Origin of the sequence: Nocardioides sp. 616, from assembly GCF_002930065.1 — a bacterium.
GTDB lineage: Bacteria > Actinomycetota > Actinomycetes > Propionibacteriales > Nocardioidaceae > Nocardioides > Nocardioides houyundeii.
In genome coordinates, this window is the sequence record NZ_POAG01000011.1 from 1 (window position 1) to 20,751 (window position 20,751).

At 68.4% G+C, this 20,751-nt stretch carries 23 protein-coding genes and 2 tRNA genes; 10 read left to right on the plus strand and 15 right to left on the minus strand.

Translation table 11 applies throughout. The features are described 5' to 3' along the window. Nucleotides 1-525: 525 nt before the first annotated feature. Nucleotides 526-1,791, minus strand: a complete 1,266-nt coding sequence (gene tyrS, locus C5H89_RS03840) for a tyrosine--tRNA ligase (protein ID WP_104105777.1) — start codon at nucleotides 1,789-1,791, stop codon at nucleotides 526-528. Between the two features lie 126 nt (nucleotides 1,792-1,917). Here tyrS and C5H89_RS03845 point away from each other — a divergent pair, with 126 nt between their 5' ends. Further along, the gene (locus C5H89_RS03845) at nucleotides 1,918-3,363 is read left to right on the plus strand and encodes a serine/threonine-protein kinase (RefSeq protein WP_162799192.1); all 1,446 of its coding nucleotides are present in this window, start codon (nucleotides 1,918-1,920) and stop codon (nucleotides 3,361-3,363) included. On the opposite strand, the gene serA is transcribed toward C5H89_RS03845, so the two are convergent. The 3 genes from serA to C5H89_RS18810 form a co-directional block, all read right to left on the minus strand. Beyond that, the gene (gene serA, locus C5H89_RS03850) at nucleotides 3,364-4,557 is read right to left on the minus strand and encodes a phosphoglycerate dehydrogenase (RefSeq protein WP_104105779.1); all 1,194 of its coding nucleotides are present in this window, start codon (nucleotides 4,555-4,557) and stop codon (nucleotides 3,364-3,366) included. A gap of 122 nt (nucleotides 4,558-4,679) precedes the next feature. Continuing rightward, entirely contained in the window at nucleotides 4,680-4,985 is a 306-nt protein-coding gene (locus tag C5H89_RS03855) for a hypothetical protein (RefSeq protein WP_104105780.1), read from the minus strand. A 791-nt stretch (nucleotides 4,986-5,776) separates the two neighbouring features. Then, the gene (locus C5H89_RS18810; RefSeq protein ID WP_162799193.1) at nucleotides 5,777-6,094 is read right to left on the minus strand and encodes a hypothetical protein; all 318 of its coding nucleotides are present in this window, start codon (nucleotides 6,092-6,094) and stop codon (nucleotides 5,777-5,779) included. 767 nt (nucleotides 6,095-6,861) lie between these two features. On the opposite strand from C5H89_RS18810, the gene C5H89_RS03860 reads away from it, so the two are divergent. Continuing rightward, entirely contained in the window at nucleotides 6,862-7,713 is an 852-nt protein-coding gene (locus C5H89_RS03860; RefSeq protein WP_205304850.1) for an AbiV family abortive infection protein, read from the plus strand. 227 nt (nucleotides 7,714-7,940) lie between these two features. Here C5H89_RS03860 and C5H89_RS18815 read toward each other — a convergent pair whose 3' ends face one another. Together C5H89_RS18815 and C5H89_RS03870 are read right to left on the minus strand one after the other, a co-directional pair. Beyond that, nucleotides 7,941-8,723, minus strand: coding sequence for a hypothetical protein (locus tag C5H89_RS18815; RefSeq protein WP_162799194.1), 783 nt, complete (start codon nucleotides 8,721-8,723; stop codon nucleotides 7,941-7,943). Between the two features lie 44 nt (nucleotides 8,724-8,767). Beyond that, nucleotides 8,768-9,067: a hypothetical protein gene (locus C5H89_RS03870; protein WP_104105783.1), complete on the minus strand. Its 300-nt coding sequence runs from the start codon at nucleotides 9,065-9,067 to the stop codon at nucleotides 8,768-8,770. Between the two features lie 51 nt (nucleotides 9,068-9,118). Here C5H89_RS03870 and C5H89_RS18820 point away from each other — a divergent pair, with 51 nt between their 5' ends. From C5H89_RS18820 to C5H89_RS03880, 3 genes are all read left to right on the plus strand, one after another. Beyond that, a complete protein-coding gene (locus C5H89_RS18820; protein WP_162799195.1) occupies nucleotides 9,119-9,394 on the plus strand; it encodes a hypothetical protein in 276 nt (91 codons plus the stop codon). Nucleotides 9,395-9,575: 181 nt separating this feature from the next. Further along, nucleotides 9,576-9,917 (plus strand): tyrosine-type recombinase/integrase, encoded by a 342-nt coding sequence (locus C5H89_RS18825; RefSeq protein ID WP_162799196.1) that lies wholly within the window; start codon nucleotides 9,576-9,578, stop codon nucleotides 9,915-9,917. Then, nucleotides 9,914-10,504, plus strand: a complete 591-nt coding sequence (locus tag C5H89_RS03880; protein ID WP_162799197.1) for a hypothetical protein — start codon at nucleotides 9,914-9,916, stop codon at nucleotides 10,502-10,504. Before C5H89_RS18825 ends, C5H89_RS03880 begins: the two co-directional genes overlap by 4 nt. A 94-nt stretch (nucleotides 10,505-10,598) precedes the next feature. Here C5H89_RS03880 and C5H89_RS03885 read toward each other — a convergent pair. Further along, a tRNA-Ile gene (locus tag C5H89_RS03885) sits at nucleotides 10,599-10,675 on the minus strand. An 86-nt stretch (nucleotides 10,676-10,761) separates the two neighbouring features. Between C5H89_RS03885 and C5H89_RS03890 the strand changes: the two genes are divergently transcribed. Then, entirely contained in the window at nucleotides 10,762-11,502 is a 741-nt protein-coding gene (locus C5H89_RS03890; RefSeq protein WP_104105880.1) for a PIG-L deacetylase family protein, read from the plus strand. 11 nt (nucleotides 11,503-11,513) lie between these two features. On the opposite strand, the gene C5H89_RS03895 is transcribed toward C5H89_RS03890, so the two are convergent. The 5 genes from C5H89_RS03895 to dnaG form a co-directional block, all read right to left on the minus strand. Beyond that, on the minus strand, nucleotides 11,514-11,837 hold the full coding sequence (locus tag C5H89_RS03895; protein ID WP_104105786.1) for a hypothetical protein: 324 nt from the start codon (nucleotides 11,835-11,837) through the stop codon (nucleotides 11,514-11,516). A gap of 41 nt (nucleotides 11,838-11,878) precedes the next feature. Further along, the gene (locus C5H89_RS18830; protein ID WP_162799198.1) at nucleotides 11,879-12,085 is read right to left on the minus strand and encodes a hypothetical protein; all 207 of its coding nucleotides are present in this window, start codon (nucleotides 12,083-12,085) and stop codon (nucleotides 11,879-11,881) included. A gap of 348 nt (nucleotides 12,086-12,433) precedes the next feature. Beyond that, nucleotides 12,434-12,506, minus strand: a tRNA-Asn gene (locus C5H89_RS03900). An 82-nt stretch (nucleotides 12,507-12,588) separates the two neighbouring features. Further along, nucleotides 12,589-13,107 carry a hypothetical protein gene (locus tag C5H89_RS03905; RefSeq protein WP_162799199.1) on the minus strand — a complete coding sequence of 173 codons (519 nt, stop codon included), beginning with the start codon at nucleotides 13,105-13,107 and terminating at the stop codon, nucleotides 12,589-12,591. Continuing rightward, nucleotides 13,104-15,020, minus strand: coding sequence for a DNA primase (gene dnaG / locus C5H89_RS03910; protein ID WP_104105788.1), 1,917 nt, complete (start codon nucleotides 15,018-15,020; stop codon nucleotides 13,104-13,106). The genes C5H89_RS03905 and dnaG overlap by 4 nt, the downstream gene beginning before the upstream one ends. A 104-nt stretch (nucleotides 15,021-15,124) precedes the next feature. On the opposite strand from dnaG, the gene C5H89_RS03915 reads away from it, so the two are divergent. From C5H89_RS03915 to C5H89_RS03930, 4 genes are read left to right on the plus strand one after another with little or no spacing between them, the layout of a single operon-like run. Continuing rightward, nucleotides 15,125-15,565, plus strand: a complete 441-nt coding sequence (locus C5H89_RS03915; protein ID WP_104105789.1) for a phage holin family protein — start codon at nucleotides 15,125-15,127, stop codon at nucleotides 15,563-15,565. Then, entirely contained in the window at nucleotides 15,558-15,761 is a 204-nt protein-coding gene (locus C5H89_RS03920) for a DUF3618 domain-containing protein (RefSeq protein ID WP_104105790.1), read from the plus strand. The genes C5H89_RS03915 and C5H89_RS03920 overlap by 8 nt, the downstream gene beginning before the upstream one ends. Continuing rightward, complete coding sequence (locus tag C5H89_RS03925; protein ID WP_162799200.1) at nucleotides 15,761-16,828, plus strand: YihY/virulence factor BrkB family protein; 1,068 nt, start codon at nucleotides 15,761-15,763, stop codon at nucleotides 16,826-16,828. Before C5H89_RS03920 ends, C5H89_RS03925 begins: the two co-directional genes overlap by 1 nt. Beyond that, nucleotides 16,825-17,151, plus strand: a complete 327-nt coding sequence (locus C5H89_RS03930; RefSeq protein ID WP_162799191.1) for a YtxH domain-containing protein — start codon at nucleotides 16,825-16,827, stop codon at nucleotides 17,149-17,151. Before C5H89_RS03925 ends, C5H89_RS03930 begins: the two co-directional genes overlap by 4 nt. 26 nt (nucleotides 17,152-17,177) lie before the next feature. Here the strand turns inward: C5H89_RS03930 and C5H89_RS03935 are convergent, their stop codons facing one another. The 3 genes from C5H89_RS03935 to dusB form a co-directional block, all read right to left on the minus strand. After that, nucleotides 17,178-18,452, minus strand: coding sequence for a deoxyguanosinetriphosphate triphosphohydrolase (locus C5H89_RS03935; protein ID WP_345840635.1), 1,275 nt, complete (start codon nucleotides 18,450-18,452; stop codon nucleotides 17,178-17,180). Between the two features lie 40 nt (nucleotides 18,453-18,492). After that, the gene (locus C5H89_RS03940; RefSeq protein WP_162799201.1) at nucleotides 18,493-19,395 is read right to left on the minus strand and encodes an SH3 domain-containing protein; all 903 of its coding nucleotides are present in this window, start codon (nucleotides 19,393-19,395) and stop codon (nucleotides 18,493-18,495) included. 201 nt (nucleotides 19,396-19,596) lie between these two features. Further along, nucleotides 19,597-20,745 carry a tRNA dihydrouridine synthase DusB gene (gene dusB / locus C5H89_RS03945; RefSeq protein WP_104105795.1) on the minus strand — a complete coding sequence of 383 codons (1,149 nt, stop codon included), beginning with the start codon at nucleotides 20,743-20,745 and terminating at the stop codon, nucleotides 19,597-19,599. Between the last annotated feature and the right edge of the window lie 6 nt (nucleotides 20,746-20,751).

The window sequence follows — 20,751 nt, forward strand, 5'->3', positions numbered from 1 at the left end:
ATGTTGACGGGGCATAACAAACTAATTCGTCGACTATGACACACTGTTGAGTTCTCAAGGATCAAACGCGTCCCGGGCTTTTCCCTCTCGGGTCAAGCTGCGGGGCTTGTGTTCTTAGCTTAGCGGACTTTCTTTCCCGAAGCAATTCCGGGCTTTTCCGCTAATGGCTTTCCGAGATATTCGCTTTCGCGTTTCTCTCTTCGACCCGGTGAAACTTAGCGGGCGTTTGAGCCAGACGCAAATCCGGCCTTTTCCCGCATTCCTGCGCACAATTTCCGTCCGATTCCTGCGAGGCCGCTATCGCGCGCACTCGCCAACCTCGGACCGAGGTGTGTGAGGAGGTGGTCTGCCCGGGGCCGGGAGCCCGACCTGATGGTCTTGCTCCCCGCCGCTCCCTGGCGACGAGGAGAAACATTAGGTGACCACCCGAGGCTGCGCAAATCCTTCCGGTGTGAGTGCGGCCACAAGTGTGTTTGCGCAGGTCAGAGGTGGGTATGGGCGCTAAATCCGGTGTTGCCGGCGGGCTCAGGTCGCCCGCACGCCCGCGATCTTCTTCTTGCCCCGGCGCAGCACCAGCCAGGCGCCGCCCAACAGGTCGGCCTCACTCGGGATCAGGTCTGGGTCCTCGACCCTCACGTTGTTCACGTAGGCGCCACCCTCCGCGATGGTGCGGCGCGCCTCCCCCTTGCTCTTGGCCAGCCCCGACCCGACCAGCAGGTCCACCACCGACGGCATCTGAGCAGCCTCGACCTCGAGAACCCCGACCTCCGCCAGCGCGGCCGCCAGGCTGCCGGCGTTCAACGTCGTCAGCTCCCCGCCCCCGAACAGCGCGGCGGCCGCGGCCTTGGCACCCGCCGTCTCGCCCGCCCCGTGCACCAGAGTGGTGACCTCGTCGGCCAGGGCCTTCTGAGCCGCACGGAGGAACGGCTTCTCCGCCGTCTGCGCTGCCAGCTCCTCGATCTCACCGTGCTCGAGGAAGGTGAACAGCTTCAGCAGCTCCACCACCTTCTCGTCCTCCACGTTCAGCCAGAACTGGTGGAAGGCGTAGGGCGACATCATGTCCGGGTCGAGCCAGAGGGCGCCTCCCTCCGTCTTGCCGTACTTGGTGCCGTCGGCCTTCGTCACCAAGGGCGTGACGAACGCGTGCACCCGGTCGCCGTCCGCACGGCGGATGAGCTCCACTCCCCCGGTGATGTTCCCCCACTGGTCCGAGCCCCCGATCTGCAGCTCGACCCCGTGGGCACGATGCAGGTGGAGGTAGTCCATGGACTGCAGGAGGACGTAGCTGAACTCGGTGTAGCTGATGCCGTCCTCGAGCCGGTTGCGCACCACGTCGCGCGCCAGCATCCGGTTGACCGGGAAGTGCTTGCCGATGTCTCGCAGGAACTCGATCGCCGACATCCCGGCGGTCCAGTCGAGGTTGTTGACCATGGTCGCGGCGTTGTCCCCCTCGAAGGAGACGAACGGCTCGACCTGACCGCGCACCCGCTCGGTCCAGGCCTGCACGGTCTCCTCAGGATTCAGGGTCCGCTCTCCGGAGTCGCGAGGATCACCGATCATCCCGGTCGCGCCGCCCACGAGGACGAAGGGAGTGTGTCCCGCGCGCTGCAGGCGCAGCAGCGTCACGATCTGCAGCAGGTTGCCCATGTGCAGGCTCGGAGCGGTCGGGTCGAACCCCACGTAGAACCTGACACTGCGCTCCCCGAGCGCCGACCGCAGCGCGTCGAGGTCCGTCGAGTGCGCGACCAAGCCGCGCCACTCGAGGTCGTCCAGGATGTTGGCGCTCGCCACGGTGAGTCCCTTTCAGTGCATGGTTCAGTGCTTGCCTCAGTGCATGGTCCGGAGCCGTCGGGGACGGCGTACCCAGCCTGCCAGATGTGCCCCATCTCCTGGCACCTGCCTAGGGTGGCGGGTGTGATGGCAGACAGGTACGAACTCGGGCGCGAGATCGCCCGCGGTGGCATGGGTGCGGTCTGGTTGGGGCGCGACACTGTCCTGGACCGGGTGGTCGCCCTCAAGCGGGTCGGTATGGTCCCCGGCGGCTCGACCCCCGACCTGGCCCGCGCGGAGCGCGAGGCCAGGCTTGCCGCCGCACTGAGCCACCCGCACGTCGTCGCCGTGTTCGACCTGGTGGCGGACGGCCCCGAGCACTGGCTGGTGATGGAGTACGTCCCGGGAGCCAGTCTCGCCGAGGTGATCCGGCAGGACGGGCCGCTGCCTGCGGAGCGGGCGGCGGCGCTGCTGGCCCAGACCGCCGACGCGCTCACTGCTGCCCACGGGGTGGGGATCGTGCACCGGGACGTGAAGCCCTCGAACATCCTGGTCACCGCGCAGGACGAGGCGAAGCTGACCGACTTCGGGATCGCCCGTGCCGAGGCGGACGCCTCACTGACACAGACCGGACTGGTCACGGGCTCACCTGCCTATCTCTCCCCCGAGGTCGCCTCGGGGAGCTCGGCCACGCCGGCCAGCGACGTGTGGGCCCTGGGCGCGACCCTGTTCCACGCCCTCGCCGGCCGACCGCCGTACGACGCGAGCGACAACGTGCTGGGGGCGATGTACCAGATCGTCCACGAGACACCCCCGCGGCTCCCCGAAGCCGGGTGGCTGGGACCCCTGCTGGAGCACACGATGGCGACCGACCCGGCCGACCGCTGGTCCATGGCCCAGGTGCGCGACTTCCTGCACGACGGGGAGCAGCGTGCGGCACCCGGCCCGACGAGGACGCTTCCCGCAGTCACGCCCCCACCCGCGACCAGCCCGGGCTCGGGGGTGGACCAGACCACGGCCGTCCCGCCGGTCACGCCCGGTACGACGGCGACGCGCGCACGGCCGAGGTGGCCGGTGCTCGCCGCCGTCCTCGCGCTGCTCGCCGTGGGCGTCCTGGCCTTCTCGGTGGGCCTGCTCTCCTCGCCCGAGGACCGGGAGTCGCCGTCGGCGCAGACCACGGGCGCCCCGGAAGCCTCACCGGTCACGGGGTCGCCGTCGGCGTCCACCTCGCCGTCCACCTCGGCGTCCACCTCGCCGTCCGCCTCGGCAACGCCCGCGTCCTCCGCCGAGGCGGCGCAGGAGATGGAGTCGTTCGTGGCCGACTACCTCAGCACCGTCACCCAGGACCCCAAGAGCAGCTGGCAGCAGCTGACCCCGGAGTTCCAGAAGGCGAGCGGGGGCTTCGGCCAGTACAAGAACTTCTGGCGCACCGTCGCCGCCGCGACCGTGTCCCAGGTGCAGGCCGACCCGGAGAGCTCCACGGTCACCTACACCGTGACCTACGACATGGTCGACGGCGGACAGCGCACGGACAACCCCACCCTCAAGCTGCTGCGCGAGGGGTCCGGCTACAAGATCCTGAGCGAGGCCTGACTACCAGGTACGGACCCAGACACAGTGCTTCTGGGCACGCAGGCGCTCCAGTGATGCCTCGGAGAGCTCGCTCGCCGCGTCGGTGACGACGTAGCCGAGGTCGCCTCGCGTGGCCAGCTGCTGTCCGGTGACGTTGTCACCCTCGGAGGCAAGCATGGAGTTGAACTCCGCCAGCACTCCCGGGACGTTGGCGTGCAGGATGCCGATCCGGTGCTCGTGGACCTCGGGCGTCACGTTGACCACGGGCAGGTTGACCGAGAGCGCGGTGCTGCCGGCTTGGGCGAAGCTCACCAGCTTGCCCGCGACGAACCAGCCGATCTCCTCCTGGGCCTCCTGGGTCGATCCCCCCACGTGGGGGGTCAGGATCACGTTGTCCAGCCCCCGCAGCACGGACTCGAAGGGCTCCCCCTGGGCCTTGGGCTCGACGGGGAAGACATCGATCGCGGCACCCGCGATGTGTCCGGACAGCAGGTTGTCGCGCAGCGCCAGGTCGTCGACGACCATGCCCCGTGAGGCGTTGATGAACAGGGCGCGCGGCTTCATGGCCGCGAACTGCTCGGCCCCGAAGAAGCCCTCGTTGCCGAGCCGTCCGTCCACGTGCAGGCTGACCACGTCGGCCACGGACAGCAGCTCCTTCAGCGAGCGCATCCGCTGGGCGTTGCCGTGAGCGGGCCGGTCGGCGGTGTCGAAGAAGACCACTCGCATCCCCATGGCCTCGGCGAGGTTGGACAGCTGGGTGCCGATGTTGCCGTAGCCCACGATGCCCAGGGTCCGGCCGCGGACCTCGTGGCTGCCACGGGCTGACTTGTCCCAGACGCCGTCGTGCATGCGCTGGATCTTCTCCGGCAGGCGGCGGGCCAGGGCGATGATCTCCCCGATCACCAGCTCCACCACGCTGCGGGTGTTGGAGTACGGAGCGTTGAAGACCGCGACGCCACGCTCCGAGGCTGTGCGCAGGTCGACCTGGTTGGTACCGATGCAGAAGCAGCCGATGGCCATCAGCTCGGGCGCGGCCGCCAGCACCTGGGCCGTCACCTTGGTGTTCGAGCGGATGCCGAGCAGGGCCACGCCCTCGAGGGCCTCGATCAGCTCCGCCTCCGAGAGGGACTCGGACCGCAGCTCGACCTCCAGACCTCGACTCTCGAGCACGTCGACGGCGGCAGGGTGGATGTTCTCCAGGAGCAGGGCCTTCATGCGGCCACACTATGCGTTGCCCCTGGCAGTCTCGCGCCGAGTCCGCAGTAAGGCACCACCGCTGCTCGGGACTCCCCCGCCCAGCCCACCCACTCCTGCCCCGTCCCCGATAGGCAGCGTGCTCAGGGCTTGGGTGCGGCCAGCGACCAAAGAAGCAGATCGTGATCCGCAACTTCTTCACTGGCGGCGACTGAGATGGCGGAGGTGCGTTTGCCCGTGCGCAAGTCGTAGCTCTCGAGCGTGAGGCGATCGGACCCGTTGCGCTGGAACAGGATGGTGAGGCTGTTCCCGTTCCACGCGGACGCTGCCTTCACGGCGTCGCGGGCGGCACCGCTGACCCGGCCGACCACGCGAAGCCGCGCCTTCTTCAGCCGGATCCGCAACAAGTCACCCTGACCGTTGACGTTGTACAGGGAACCCTGGAACAAGTGCCCCGTGCGGGCACTCGCCCCCGGCGAGAGCCCGCTGGCCTGCTGGTCAAAATATCAATCAACACCACTGTCCGCATTCTGAAAAGTTCCCACCGACACGAGGGCCGGCTCAGTAGTTTCCTGTGAGCTGTTCCATCAGGGAACGGCTCCTTGGGAGGGAGCAGTAATGCGAAGACTATTTTTCCTCGGCTTGGTAACCACCTGCATCGCGGCGTCGGCTTCAACGCCATCCTTCGCGAAAGCCAGGATCACGGAAGAACCTGCGGGCAGCCAGAGTTTTACCCTTACATTGACCGAACCTCCAGCCAAGAGTCCTAATCCCAGCGAAGGGCCGCAGACGTTGGGCGGGATATCTCTTGGCGGGGGCACCCGCTCCCTCACTTGCAACGTGACCGTAGACAATCCACATTATTCTAACGGGGCCGCCGGAATGATCGCAAAAGTAAAGTACAGTTGCATGGGCAACATGTCTGGGACGCTGCGAGCTAGCGGTAATATCTACCGGTACAAGCCGGGAGAGTACGGGCCCTATGCCCCTCGGGCCTCCAACACGGGCAGCGCTGCAGTGGGCCCGTTGGCAGCAAGCACCCTAATGTACCTGCCAGCCGCCCCGGGCGGAATCCACTGCAACATGAATCACTGGTATTACGCGGACGCGTACCTCACGTTGGTTGCCGGACCGTCGGCCAACAGCACCTCCGTTACAAGCGCTACTGTCCACCCTCAGAAATGCGCATGATGTAGGAACCGCGTAGTGGGGCCTATGGATGGCTTCCCTTGGCCCCACTTCACGGCGCGTAGAACGAATCATTTAAGTCTCGCCCGACCAACCAAATCAATCCGCGCCCACAGCCAGGGTTGGTCTGCTCTGCCAAGGCATCGTCGTACACGAGTGCAACCCCAAAAGCCCTGTCAGAACCCGCCTTCGCAGCAGCCCAGTCGATCACACGCACAACGTCTTCACCAATAATGTCGTACGTCGCCGTGGAGTGCGACCGCCCAGGCGCTCCTTTCGTCTGCAGATATACGCGAAACCGCGGCGTCGTTGATTCCCAGTGACTGTCCCGTTCATCTACGAGGACAATCTCCATATCTGACTCCTCCATGTGCCCAGCGTCCCACGGACACTTGAGCTTGGCTACGTCGGCAGCTGCGCATGTCCGGGTGCGGCACCGGGGTCGTCCGGACACGAGGAAGCATGTGCCCCAACCCCCAGGTCCCCCGTCGTCCCCACCTAGGCCGAGGCCGAGCTCCTGTCCACGATGATCCACCACGGCGGCACTTTCTACTCAGGCGAGCCCGGCACAAGCCGCGCGACGGCCGCAGCTCATGACCATGGGCGTCAACGGCCTGGTCACCTTCCTCGACGCCGAGGCCGGCGACCGCCGCTACCTCTCAGAAGAGTCCATGGCGCTGCTCAACACCGACATGGATACTGGAGATCACGCCGCGATCGAGAGCGACGAGTGGGGTACCGAGGACACCTCAAAGCCCACCACCCAGCGGGGCTCAGTCGATCCTGACCATCGGCGAGGTCAATCATCACCGCGAGCGCTTCCCGAACAACGCTCTGGCCATCGTCCACTCGATCGAGCTCACCCGGATCAACCAAGCCCCGGTTGCTAGCGGTGGCGAGCTGCACATCACCAAGCCCGGGGGTTGTCGAGGAGGCCGACCTCGACCCGATGGCGTTCAAGTATCGGACCGGCCTGGCGTGGCCACGGGTGGGGTACGACCCTCCGTCGCGATGCCAAGGATGAATCTCGGATGAAGGATTACTGCACGTTTGAGGCGGGCCGCTTCCCCGCGATATCTCGCTGGTGTTCGTGACAGTACGAGGACGGTTGTCGGTGCGATGTTGCAAGATGATGGGGTGCCGGTCCGCAAACTACCTGACCTCAGCCCCGACCAGGTGTCGGAGCTCCAGGACGCCCTGCTTGCCAACGCAGACGCCCTACTGACCTCCGCACTGGCTGTGCTCGGTCTGGACCACACCGCGCTCGCCCGTTCCTTGGCCATCCTGGGTCTCGAGGAGTCAGGAAAGGCAATCGCTATACATGAACGCCGTGTGGAGATGACCTCAGCACCCGAGGGCGAACCTTTCCGGTGCGTTTGGCTGGACGAACTGTGGGCGAGCCACCAGCGAAAACTGGACAAGGTCCACGGCTTTCTTCTCCTGGAGAACTATTGGTTTGGCACCGAGCCCGCCGACCCCGCGGAGAACGCCTCCGCCCTTGGCGCGATCAAGACGTGGTCACGCCGCCATGACCGCTCCAAGCAACGCGGGTTCTACGTGGACCTGGGCTCTAACGGGACCATTCTGTCTCCAGCGGACGTGGCCGATGAGGAAGCCCTGCGCGACGTAATCGCCCACGTTCACCAGATCGGCTGGCAGATCCGGCTGGGCGAGCACATCGAAGGCAAACGTCAAGACGAGCAAGTGGCCGGGATGCCTCCCGCTACCGCTGAGGACCTGGCTTGGATGAAGGGTCGCGCGTGGTCAGACTCGTCACCGGCAGTGCAGCAGATCATCAGTAACGCGGTGGAGTCCTTGAAGGACGGCACCCCCGGCGAGCCGCTAAACAACGCTGAATACCGCTTCAATCCGCCCAGCGCTGACCGGACTCCGTTCCGCAACGTCGGCAAGCCCGGCTACGAAGCCGAGACCCGAGAGTTGCTGCGTTTGGAGGAAGAGCTCGACCGGGTGGCCGAGCGGGACAAGTAGCTGTGCCGAAGAAGGGCGATGAGTGAGTACCCAGACGCTGGCTGCGATCGGCACAACGGCTTGGTCCCCCTCAATACGGGGTTCCAATCGCGGGCAACCACTCTGGCAACGGACGTTCCCATGCAGGTTTCGTACAGATCCAGATCCCATCGAGAGAGCGTGCCTGCCGTATCCCGGCCTTGCCGCCCCGCGCGTGCGCGTTGGAAACCGGGGGGTTATGTGGAGACCTAGCGGCCGTCCTTGAAATCCAGTCGGCGAAGCTCGCCTCCATCGTCTCGGTCCATCAGGTGGTACTTCCGCACAGTCGCGCGGGCTGCGCTCTCGACGTTGCGATTGAGACCTGAGGGAACTCCCAACTCCTGAGCGTGGAGGTATGTCAGCAGGTTCCGGTACTCGGCGGGCCGCAGCTCCTTAGCAAGAGCGACGAGCTGCTCGGCGACCCGCACTCCGCCGTATGGATTGGACCACCCAACGCGCTCGAAGTAGACCTCGGCAACCTCCTCAAGCCGGTCAGCGACGCAGTCCGTCATGGTCAGCAGCCCTCTCTTCTTGAGCTCGGAGCGGCGGAGCTGGGCCTCGAAGCGCAGTTGCCCTTTGCTCACCTCAACCCATGCTTCCAGGAAACCCCGGTGGGCAGGGTTCCTTGTACGCCGCGCCAGGCGTGCAAGCTCGTACTCCTTGTCATACCCCCGAACGAGATAGTTCCGCTTGGTGCCCCGCACGATCGTCTGCATTCCCCCGTCGGGACGCAGGTAGTTCGCCTGGTCCTGCGCATATGCAGTGACGCGGTGGCTCAGGGCGGCGAGTACGGCAGTCGGCGAGGGGACGCGATGAAAGTCGCGCGTGAGATCAAGCCGCTGAAGGTCGAGTTGATCGCGCTGCGGGACGTCTGGCAGCCGTGCGCGAAGGTCGTCGAGCACGAGATCGACGACGTCCGCCAGCAGGTCCACGGCCAGGGGGTCGCGGTTGTGGCCCCGTAGCACGGTCGGGGCCGAGAACTCGATCGTCACCGTCGGCCCGGTGGGTGGACGACGGCCCTTGACCCTGGCGGTGCCTAGGCCGACCTCGAGAATGCCGAGCGCGCCGGTTCGGCGGTCGACTCGCTCTCCAGTGTCGTGGTTGTCGTGCGAGTGACGTTCTGGAAGAGCAGCTCGTCCAACAAGTCATCTGTGGTGGGAGCCTGGACGGCGATGGTGTCCACCCCGACCCCGCCCCATGAATCGTGGGTCCAATCGAACCTGTCAGTAGGGAGAAGGTGGCGTTCGTCGTAGACGACGGTGTCGAGATCGTCTCCGGCGAGTTCGACGATGGCGACGCGGGGGCCGGGAGATCGCCGGAAGAGCGTGCCTGGCATGCGTCCTCCATTCCAGGATCAAGGGGTCAGTGATGGCACGGCGATAGAGGGATGCGGGCAGACCTTGAAGTTGTTGTTGAACTAGGGATCAGTCATCCCTTTCGGCACCTAAAACACCAGGTCAGCGCGTTGCTGCTAACGGACTGCTACGGCGTCGTCGGGGTCCTCAGGGAGCCCAGCGAGCTTGACCCCAATGATCTGCGCGATCATCTCGTCGGGCAGGCCGAGGCGACGCAGGATCGCGTGCGTGGGCACTACCTTGCGCCGCCCGACCTTGATGCTCTCGATCTCGCCTCGATCGGCGCCGCGGCGAGCTCGCCGGCCTGACTTGGGCGCGGGTCGACCTCGACGCCGGGACCGTGGCGGTGGAGGTCTCCACGACGCAGCTCGGCAACGAGCGCGTGACCACGACCCCGAAGAACCACGAGCGCCGCACGATCGCGATCGACTCCCACATGGTCACACGCTCCGCACCTGGCGGAAGCAGCAGGCGACCGAGCGGCTCGCCATGGGTCCGGCGTACGCCGACCGCGAGGGCCTGGTCTTCACCTGGGAGGACGGCCGCCCAGTGATGCCAGACTACATCACGAAGGCGTTCGACTCGCTGCAGACGTCGTTGCGAAAGACGCTCGAAGCGGCAAGCGAGCCGGTGTTCCCCCGCCTGGTCGTGCACGAGCTGCGACACACTCACGCGACGCTCCTGCTGCGCGCCGGCGTGCCGGTGCACATCGTGGCGAAGCGGCTTGGCCACAAGGACCCGTCGGTGACGCTCAACGTGTACGCCGACGTTATCCCCGACGACGACACCAGTGCCGTCGACATCTTCAGAAAGGCAGTGTGGGGCGCATGAGCTTCGACGAGGAGACCATCCCTGAGCCGACGCCCCAAGACCTGGCCATCTGGGGCCGCATTAGCACCCACGCAGAATTCGGCGAGGCGACGGCTGATTGGCTCACGCGCAAGCATCCGTACTACCCCACGTACCTGTCACCCGGACCAGCAGCCGAATCGGCCGACCTGATCGAGGGCCTCGCGACGATCAACCGCTTGGGCTTCGTGACCGACAGTTCTCAGCCCGGCGTGCCCGTAGACGACGCAGGAAGCGGTCAGAGGGCCTACGTCACGGGTTATTGCGACGAGGCGACCGCAGAGACGATCGCGTCCGCGTTGCGCTTCTCCGACCTCATCGTCCTTCACTTCTCGCCCGACTCCCTCGGCGACGGGAGCATCGTCGTCAGCACCGACGAAGGCGAAGAGTTCACATGGGTGGGTCGCCGGGACTCGATCTCGGCGGCAGAGGGCTACAGGGAGAGGGCAGGGGACAGCTTGGCGGACCTCATTCTCGCCAGCTGGGAGCTGCACATCATTGACCCAGCTTGGGGCCGCAACGACCGACTGATCCCTGCCCTGCTCCATGCCCTGGGAGCCGACTCATGAACCGACACGTGCCGGCTGTTAGCAGATCCGTAGCAACCGCACCACGCCTGCTGGCTGCCGGCCCGGACAACAGGCCGCTCACCTGTGGTTTTCATGGTGGGGCGGGTGGGGCTCGAACCCACGACCCAAGGATTATGAGTCCTCTGCTCTAACCGACTGAGCTACCGCCCCGAGTGACATCGCAGACCCTATCGAGCACCAGCGCGGGGGCGACGAAGCGGTGGGCAGCGTCGCCGTGACGTGCCATGCTCCACAGCATGGAGCCTGACAAGCTGGTGCCCCTGGCCGAGGACTGGAACCGGGCGCTGTGCGTCGTCGCGCACCCCGACGACATGGAGTTCGGAGCCGCGGCCGCCGTCGCGCGCTGGACCCAGCAGGGCAAGGAGGTCGTCTACTGCATGGTGACCAGCGGAGAAGCCGGCATCGACGGGCTGGCACCAGAGGACTGCCGCCTGGTCCGCGAGCGCGAGCAGGTCGAGTCGGCGCGGATCGTCGGCGTCGACAAGGTCGACTTCCTCGGCCTTCCCGACGGCGTCCTGGAGTACGGCGTCGCGCTGAGGCGCGCCATCGCCGCACCGGTGCGCCAGCACCAGCCGGACATCGTGATCACCGGGAACTTCCGCGACACCTGGGGTGGGCGCAACCTCAACCAGGCCGATCACATCGCCGTGGGCCGCGCCGTGCTGGACGCCGTACGCGACGCGGGCAACCGGTGGGTCTTCCACGACCAGATCGAGCAAGGGCTGCTGCCGTGGGGCGGTGTCCGCGAGGTGTGGGCGTTCGGCTCCCCCCAGGCCGGTCACGGCGTGGACACCACCGACCACTTCGATGCCGGCGTCGCCTCGCTCGAGGCCCACGCGGCGTACATCGACGGGCTGGGGTGGGAGAACTGGGACGCCAGGGAGTTCCTCGAGGGCCTGGCGCGCGGAGCCGGCACCCGGCTGGGAGCCTCGTTCGCGGCGCCGTTCGAGGTCTTCCCCATGGGCTGGGGCGAGTAGCACCGACCCGCCTACGGGGCGCTGGCCAGCAGCTCCGCCGGAATCCACTCCTCCACCAGCGCCCATCGTCCGGGCCGCAGCTGAGCGGAGTAGACCACCCGCCCCTCCCACCGTCCGCGGGCACCCTGGCGCCATTCCAGCAGGAGTCCGGGGCGGGCGCGCGGGCCGTCCACCGGCACCGTGACCCAGCAGTGCCGCCCCGGGCGCCCGGCCGCGTCTTCGCCGTCGCCTCCGGAGCGCTCGGGGGGAGTCGTCGGCGAGGAGGCCGCCGGGTCCGAGCGCACCCGGTCGCTCAGCGGGACTCCGCTGCCCGATCCGTATCCGCCTCTTGCCACCAATCCATTAGAACATGTGTTCGAACGACAGTGGTGGGCGGTCAGGAGGCCGAGGCGTACCTGGCGACGTACTCCCCCGTGGTCGCGTCTAAGAACGCGTACTTCACGCCCTTGACGCGGCGGATCGTGGTCTCGTCCTTGCTCCAGCGCAGGTCCTCGAACCGGGAGGCGTAGCGTCCGTCGGCCCAGTCCAGGAGCCGCTGCCCGGAGACCATCGGCACCCCACGTGCCAGGGCTACGTCGATCACCTGGGATGTGCGTGCCGAAGCGCAGCGCCGAGGCCACGGACGCGCCCGAGTCGTCGCCGAGGGAGAAGTCCAGGTCGCGTGTGCCCTCGTCGAGCGGCTTGTCGAACACGACGAAGACCAGGGACGAGGCGGGCCCGTCTCCGCGCCGTTCGCGGGGAAGTGGCTGACTGCCCGGGGCGGGCGTGGGCGAGCATCCGCCAGCGACGTGCCCCTGGTGCCAAGGCGTTGCTCCGTGATCGCGCCACCCGCCAGCAGATCCAGTGAGTCTGCGAGCGGAGCCAGTAGACCAGCGCCACCAAAACGAAGAGGGCCTGACCCACGTTTCCGCAGGTCAGGCCCTCTCTCTTGCTCCCCCGGTTGGACTCGAACCAACAACCCTCCGGTTAACAGCCGAATGCTCTGCCAGTTGAGCTACAGGGGATCAGCTGCCCTTGCGGGCAGCGGAGAGAAGATTAGCAACTGTCGCGCTGGGCGGGCTAATCGGGTCGCCTCAACAGGGCGGCTCAGCTGTGCCCGACCTCGTTGCGGGCAGCGGCGATGGCCGTCCGGGCTGCCTCCCGGACCACCGGGTCGCTGGGGTCGGTGCCCTCGTCGTACTCCACGAACCACGACAGCTCCCTCGCGCCGGTGGCGCCGCGGCGCGCGATCACCCTGACCCCCCGGCCCCGCCCGAGCGACACGTGGCGCTGCAGCACGATGCTCGCCGTCACGCGCTCCCGCACCAGCTCGAGCACGCGACGGGGGTCTGGCAGGACCAGCACGTGCACGGGCCGCGGCTGGCCCCACTGACCCACCTCGCTGAGCCTGAACGTGGAGGTCTCCAGGTCCCAGTCGGCGGCCTCCACCTGCTCCCACGGGACCCGGACCGTGTCCCGGGCCGGCTCGGGGGCCGCCAGGTAGACGGCATCCCTGGTGCCTGCCAGCACCGTGCCGTCCTCGGCCTCGCACCAGGCCAGCACCCGCTCGCCCGGTGCCACGACCAGGGCTACGGGCGGCCGCTCGCGGCGCGCGGTCATCCTCATGCCCCCACCGCCTTGTCCCTCAGGTCGCGGCGGTGCTGCTCCAGCGCCACCAGCTCCCCGAACATCTTGTTGTAGTCACTGGCCTGGTCGACCGGGTTGGTGCGCTGGAGCCGCGACTTGAGCTCGCCGATCCGGCGCAGGGCCGTGAGCTCGCGCAACCGGTACACGTGAGCGTTGACGTAGCTCTCCCCCGGCTCGCCCGAGGACCTCACCGGCTCAACGCCGAGCTCGCTGATCGCCGAGGAGATGATCGGGTTCGACACCCCGTTGCGCACCCGCGCGGCCCAGCCGGGGTCGGCGGCCCCCTGGGCCACTCCCCCGGCCGCGACGATCGCCTCCCACACGTGCCGGTACGTCGGGTGGCTGAAGTCCTCCGACGCCAGGCCCGACGCGCTTCGCCCGACCGTCTCGGGATGCTGGATCACCAGCTTGAGCGTCTCCCGCTCGATGGAGAAGCGGGGGTCCCTCAGGTCCGGCAGCTCGCGTCGGGGCGGCCCGGCGGGGGCGCTGCCCTGCTCACCCCGGTGGTCCTGTCCGTCCGTGCGGCCTCGCTGCGGCCGAGCCGACCTGTCGTCGGGTCGGCCCCGCGCGGCGGCGCGGCGCACCTCGGTGCGGGCCTCATCGACGTCGACGCCGATCATGGCCGAGAGCTCGCGCGCGAACGCGTCGACCTTGGACTTGTCCCGCACGCTGGCCACCAGCTTGGCCGCCTCGCGCAGGGCGTCGATCCGGCCGTCGGCCCGGTCCAGGTCGTACTTGCTGGCCACGTTGCCCAGGACGAACCGGTACAGCGGCTGACGCCGCGCGATCAGCTCCCGCACGGCCGCGTCGCCCTGCTGGATGCGCAGGTCGCACGGGTCGAGGCCCGAGGGCTCCACCGCGACGTAGGTCTGGGAGACGAAGTTCTGGTCCCCGCCGAACGCCCGCAGGGCCGCCTTCTGCCCGGCCTCGTCGCCGTCGAAGGTGAAGATCACCTCGCCCCGGAACTCCTCGTGGTCGTGCAGGAACCGGCGGAGCACCCGGGCGTGGTCGTCGCCGAAGGCCGTGCCGCAGGTGGCGACGGCGGTGCCGACGCCGGCCAGGTGGGCGGCCATCACGTCGGTGTAGCCCTCCACCACGACCGCCTGGGAGCTGCGCGCGATCTCGCGGCGGGCCAGGTCGAGGCCGTAGAGCACGTGGCTCTTCTTGTAGATCGGGGTCTCGGAGGTGTTGAGGTACTTGGCGTCGATCCGGTCGTCGTCGAAGATCCGGCGTGCCCCGAACCCGATGGTGTCCCCGTTCGCCTCGCGGATCGGCCACAGCAGCCTGCCGCGGAACCGGTCGTAGGCCGACCGCCCGACCGCCACCAGGCCGGCGGTGGTCATCTCCTCCTCGGTGAACCCGCGCTGGCGCAGCAGTCGGGTCAAGGCCTCGCCGTCGCGGGGGGCGAAGCCGACGCCGAACGTCTCAGCCGCGGACTGGTCGAAGCCGCGGGTGGACAGGAACTGGCGGGCCACGATGGCGTCGGGGTGGGAGAGCTGGTCGGCGTAGAACTCCTGGGCCACCTTGTGCGCCTCGATCAGCCGGCTCCGCTGAGGCCCTCTGGGGCGCTGCAGCGGGGCGTCACCCTCCTCGCGCCGCAGCTGTACGCCGTACTTGTCGGCGAGCTGCTCCACCACCTCGGAGAAGCCGAGGCCGTCGATCTTCATCAGGAAGCTGATGACGTCGCCGCCCTCCTGGCAGCCGAAGCAGTGGAAGAACCCCCGAGAGGGCGTGACGTGGAAGGAGGGGGACTTCTCGTCGTGGAAAGGGCAGAGCCCCTTCAGCGCGCCGCCACCGGCCTTGCGCAGGGTGACGTAGGAGGAGATCACCTCGTCGATGCGAGCCTTCTCGCGCACCGCTGCGATGTCGTCCTCACGGATGCGGCCTGCCACGCGCTAAGTCTACGGTGCCGCCAGCAGGATCGTGCCCGGAGCCGATCCCTGTGCCCGCAGCCGGAGCGGGTTTGCCTCGGGGGGGTGCAGGGCACAGGGAGGCCATGAGCGCTCCGCAAACACCTCCCCCGGCCGGTCCCGGCCCGGGCGGGAACCACGACGAACCCACGGTGGGGGGCCTGGTCCACGACCTCACCCAGCAGGTGCCGGACCTGATCCGCTCCGAGCTCCGGCTCGCACAGGCCGAGATGACGGAGAAGGGCAAACGGGCCGGCCTGGGCATCGGCATGTTCAGCGCCGCCGGTCTGCTCGCGTTCTTCGGCCTCGCGGCCGTGATCACCGCCTGCATCGCGGCGCTCGCCCTGGTCCTGCCCACCTGGGCCTCCGCCCTGATCGTGGCGGCGGTCCTCTTCGCCGCCGCGGCAGGAGTCGGCCTGGCCGGCAAGTCCAAGGTGAGCGCGGCCACCCCGGTCAAGCCGGAGAAGGCCATGGAAGGCATCAAGGAAGACATCGACACCGTCAAGGGAGGCCACCACCGTGTCTGACCACAAGGACCCGGCCGACATCGAGGCCGATATCGAGCGACAGCGACAGGCCCTGGCCCAGACCCTCGACGAGCTGGGGACCAAGCTGGACGTCAAGCGGCAGTTCAAGGAGCGGGTCCAGCCCGTCCCGCTGGCCGCCGTGGGCGCCGTCGTGGTGGCTGTCATGGCCATCGCATGGTGGCGGAGCCGGCGCTGATGAGCATGGAACGGCTCGACAAGCGCTCCCTGAAGTACGTCGTGAAGCGGGCGGTGCGGGAGTTCTCCCAGGACCAGTGCACCGATCTGGCCGCGGCCCTGACCTACTACGCCGTGCTCTCCATCCTGCCCGCCGCGGTCGCCCTGACCGCGATGCTGGGCGTCGTCGGCCAGGCCGAGGAATCGGTCGACACCCTGCTGGAGGTGCTGGCTCCCCTGGTCTCCGACGACATGCTGGGCAACATCGAGCCCACCCTGCGGGACCTTGCCAACTCCCAAGGCGCCGGGATCGCCCTGCTCGTGGGTCTGGCCGGAGCCCTGTGGACCGCGTCCGGCTACGTCGGCGCCTTCTCCCGGGCGATGAACCGGATCTACGAGGTCGAAGAGGGTCGACCCATCTGGAAGCTCCGCCCCCAGATGCTCCTGCTGACCCTGGTGCTGCTCGTCCTGATGGCCCTGGTGCTCGTCATGCTGGTGGTCTCCGGCGGCCTGGCACGTTCCATCGGGGACGTCATCGGACTGGGCAGCACCGCGGTCACGGTGTGGAACATCGCGAAGTGGCCGGTGCTGGCGATCGTGGTGATGGTCATCGTGGCGATGCTCTACTACTTCACCCCCAACGTGAAGCACCCCAAGATCAAGTGGCTCTCGCCGGGCGCCATCGTGGCGCTGCTGACCGGAGTGGTCGCCTCGGTGGGCTTCACGTTCTACGTCGCCAACTTCGCCAGCTACAACAAGACCTACGGCTCGCTCGCCGGCGTCATCGTGGCCCTGCTCTTCCTGTGGATCACCAACCTGGCGCTGCTCCTGGGCGCCGAGATCGACGCCGAGCTGGAGCGCGGCCGCGAGCTCGAGGCAGGGGTCCCTGCCGAGGTCGAGCTGCAGCTGCCGCTGCGCGACAGCCGCAACGTGGACAAGTCCGCGGACAAGGAGCAGAAGCAGATCGACGAGGGCCGCAAGATCCGTCTCGAGTCCGGCATGGACCCGGCCCAGGACGAGGCCACCGAGACACCAACCACACAGATCTCAGACCACGACAAGGCACGGACGAAAGGTGATGTCAGATGAGGAAGTCAACTCTGCTACTGGCGATGGGGGCCGGATACGTGCTGGGCGCCAAGGCTGGTCGTGAGCGCTACGAGCAGATCCGCAGTGGGTTCAACAAGGTTCGCCAGAACCCCAAGGTCCAGGCGACCGCCCAGCAGGCGGCCGACGCGGCCAAGGACAAGGCCCCGGTGGTCAAGGAGAAGCTGGCCGGCGCGGCCGGCGCGGCGGCCGAGAAGGTCAAGCCCGGGGGCCACAAGGACGAGAAGGACGGACTGGAGACCCAGCTCAACCCAGAGAACGTCGCTCTCCAGGACAACCCCTACCCCCAGGGCACGTTGCCCTGAGCGTGCAGAGGTGAGTCGCTGGCCCCTCAGCGGGCCGTGACCACTGCGGCATGACGGGAGACGGCGCTGGCGTCGGTCAGGGAAGCAACCTGGTCGATGACCACGCGCCGTCTCCCGTTGTCGTCCTCGGCGTCCTCCCAGTCCTGCGCGAAGGGCGCGTCGAGGGATTCTGGGCCGCGCTGCCACATCGCCTCGACCAGCTCGGCGAGCAGCTCACGCTGGCGGGCCATCATCGCGACGCGGTCGTCCGCGCTCATCACGTAGTGCGCGGCGATGCCCTTGAGGACCGCGATCTCCAGCCGGGTCTGCTCCGGCACCACCAGGGTTCCTCGGTAGCGGACGAACGGGCCCGGGCCCGAGTCGAAGGTCGCCTGCTGCACGCTTCCGCAGAAGCGACCGATCAGGTCACTGGTGAGGTTCTTCAGGGCCGCCAGGTCACGACGCCCGTGAGCGTACGGCGTCCGGGGCCAGCTGTCCTGCGCCTGCAGGTCGTTGAGCACCCGGTCGAGCCGGTCGTCGGGCATGCCGGGCAGGTACCACTCCCGGACCGTCTCCCACAGCGCCGAGCGGTCCAGGCGCGTGAGGTCCACCCGGTCCGCCACCACGCCGTCCTCCACGTCGTGCACCGAGTACGCCACGTCGTCGGCGAGGTCCATCACCTGAGCCTCCAGGCACTGCGCGGTGCCCCGGGCCCCGGCGCGCATCCAGTCGAAGACCTCGCGGTCGTCGTCGTAGACCCCGAACTTCACCACCACCCGCGGAGTCCCGTCGCCGTGCACCCCGTGAGGCGGCTGGGCCGACGCCCGGGGCCATGGGTACTTGGTGCAGGCGTCCAGGGTGGCCCGGGTCAGGTTGAGCCCGACGCTGCGCCCCGTCGCGTCGAAGGTCTTCGCCTCGAGCCGGGTGAGCAGCCGCAGGGTCTGGGCGTTGCCCTCGAACCCGCCGCACTCCTGGCTCTGCTCGGCCAGCACCCGTTCGCCGTTGTGGCCGAACGGCGGGTGGCCGAGGTCGTGGGCGAGCGCGGCGGTCTCCACGATGTCGGGGTGACAGCCCAGGGCCCGGGCCAGGTCGCGTGCGACCTGGGCGACCTCGAGGCTGTGGGTGAGCCGGTTGCGCACGAAGTCGTCGGCCTGCGGCCCCATCACCTGCGTCTTGGCCGCCAGCCGGCGGGACGAGGCGGCGTGCACCACGCGCGCCCGGTCGCGTTCGAAGGCCATCCGCACGGGAGCGTCGACACGCTTGGGTGGCTCGGGGACGAGGCGCTCACGCGCGGAGTCGTCGTAAAGGTGCTCCATCGTCATCGGAGGCTACCGGGTGCCCCCGACACCGGCCCGGCCAGGCTCAGTAGACCGTGACGTGCACGTGGTCGTAGTGGTTGGCCGTGGTGGAACCGCGGTCCGACATCCCACGCCAGCCCTCGCCGCCGCGCTCGACGGACCAGATCTTCTGCGCGTAGATGAGGTACTCCACACCGAGCGCGACGTAGTTCGCCCGCACGAACTCCGCGATCTCCCACCCGCGCTCACCGCTGATCATGATGTCCACCGCCCGGCCCTGGCCGTGCTCACCGTCGTTGCGGAAGGTGCCGTACGAGGTCACGTCCGGGAAGGCCGCGCACACCGCCTGGTGCACCTTCGTCACGTTGGGGTCCACGCCGCTGGGCACCGAGCTGCCGTTGGTGCAGGCGCCGCCGATGCCGGCGACCGGCTTCTCATCGTCGAGGTAGCCCGCGGTGACCCACCGGGACCTGCCGTCGAGCACGATCTCCTGGCGCTCGGCGCTCTTGCGTCCTGTCACCAGCACTCGCTCGCCTGCCTCCAGCACACCGACCTGGTCAGCGTCGGCGCTCGGCCCGGTCCAGATGTTGAGGTCCTCGGTGGCCCAGAGCCGGGTGTCGGCCTGCCGCAGTGCGATCCGAGTCGCCTCCGCCTCCTGCTCGAGCTCCCGAGCGGCCTGTCGGGCCAGCCCGGCCTTGCGCGCCTGGCTGGCCTCGCTGGCCTTGCGTGCGAGCCCGGCCTTGTCAGCCTTGCGGTCCTTGACCTTCTCCTTCTTCGCCGCAGCCACGCGGGCCTTGGACCGGCTGACCGACGGCGCACGCACGGGAGTGGCGTCCGCCGCCGGAACCACGGTGTGCGCGAGCAGCTCGCGGGTGGGCTCCGGACTCTGGGTGATGACGCCGAACGAGACGGCTGAGACTGTCGCCAGGACGGCGACCGGCGCCGCGATGAGAGCGGCTCTGGACATGTTGCGGGGCATGGTGCGGGCTCTGGCGTCCCGCTTGTGGCGATGATTTGCCACAGCGCTGATCCTTCGCTGATTGCTGACACGGTCGCACCCGTGCAGCAGATCGTGCTTCGGGGTGAGATCGACGAGTCAAGCACACGACGGACCGGGCCGAGGCATCCGTGCCACGTTTTTCGTCGTGGGCATCATCACCCCCGTCGGTCAGCCGCCGGTGACCTCGAGGGCGTCCTCGCGCACGTGCATCCCTCGGCCGTCCGCGTCGTCCAGCCACCCCTCGGGGATGACCACCCGGCTCCGCGGGGATCCCTGGCGTCCCCGCGGAGTGCCCAGGGCCGACTCCGGGAACGGCTCGTCGCCGTCCAGCTCCTCCAGCAACCGGTCCAGCGCCGCCAGCGAGTCCACCAGGGCCAGCGAGTGGCGTAGCGAGCCGCCGGCCCGGAAGCCCTTGAGGTACCAGGTGACGTGCTTGCGGAACTCCTTGCAACCCCGCTCCTCGCCCATGTGCTCGCAGAGCAGCTCGGCGTGGCGCCGCATCATGGTCCGCACCTCCCCCAGGCTCGGCAGCGCCGGCGACGACGGTCCGCCCGAGAAGGCAGCCGCCAGGTCACGGAACAGCCAGGGGCGCCCCAGGCAGCCCCGGCCCACCACCACGCCGGCGGCACCGGTCTCGGTGACCATGCGCACCGCGTCGCCGGCCTCCCAGATGTCCCCGTTGCCCAGCACCGGGATCGACACGTGGTCGACGAGCTCGGCGATCGACTCCCAGTCCGCCTCACCGGAGTAGGCCTGCGCCACGGTGCGCCCGTGCAGGGCGATGGCTGCGACACCGGTCTCCTGGGCGATGCGGCCGGCGTCCAGGTAGGTCAGGTGGTCCTCGTCCAGGCCCTTGCGGGTCTTGATCGTCACGGGCACGCCGTACGGCGCGGTGGCGGCCACCGCGGCCTCGAGGATCTCCGCGAGCAGCCCCCGCTTCCAGGGCAGCGCGCCACCGCCCCCCTTGCGTGTCACCTTGGGCACGGGGCAGCCGAAGTTCAGGTCGACGTGGGCCACGCCGTACTCGGCGCACAGGATCTCCGCGGCCTTCGCCACGTACCTCGGGTCGGTGCCGTAGAGCTGGACCGAGCGGACGGTCTCCCGCTCGTCGAAGACCAGCATCTTCAGGGTGGTCTCGTCGCGCTCCACCAGGCCGCGGGAGGTGATCATCTCGCAGACGTAGAGCCCCGCCCCCTGCTCGGCACAGAGTCGCCGGTAGGCGGCATTGGTGATGCCCGCCATCGGGGCGAGGACCACCGGCGTGGCGACCGTGAGGCCGCCGAGCTCCAACGCTGTGGGCAGCTGCGGGACAGACATGCCCTC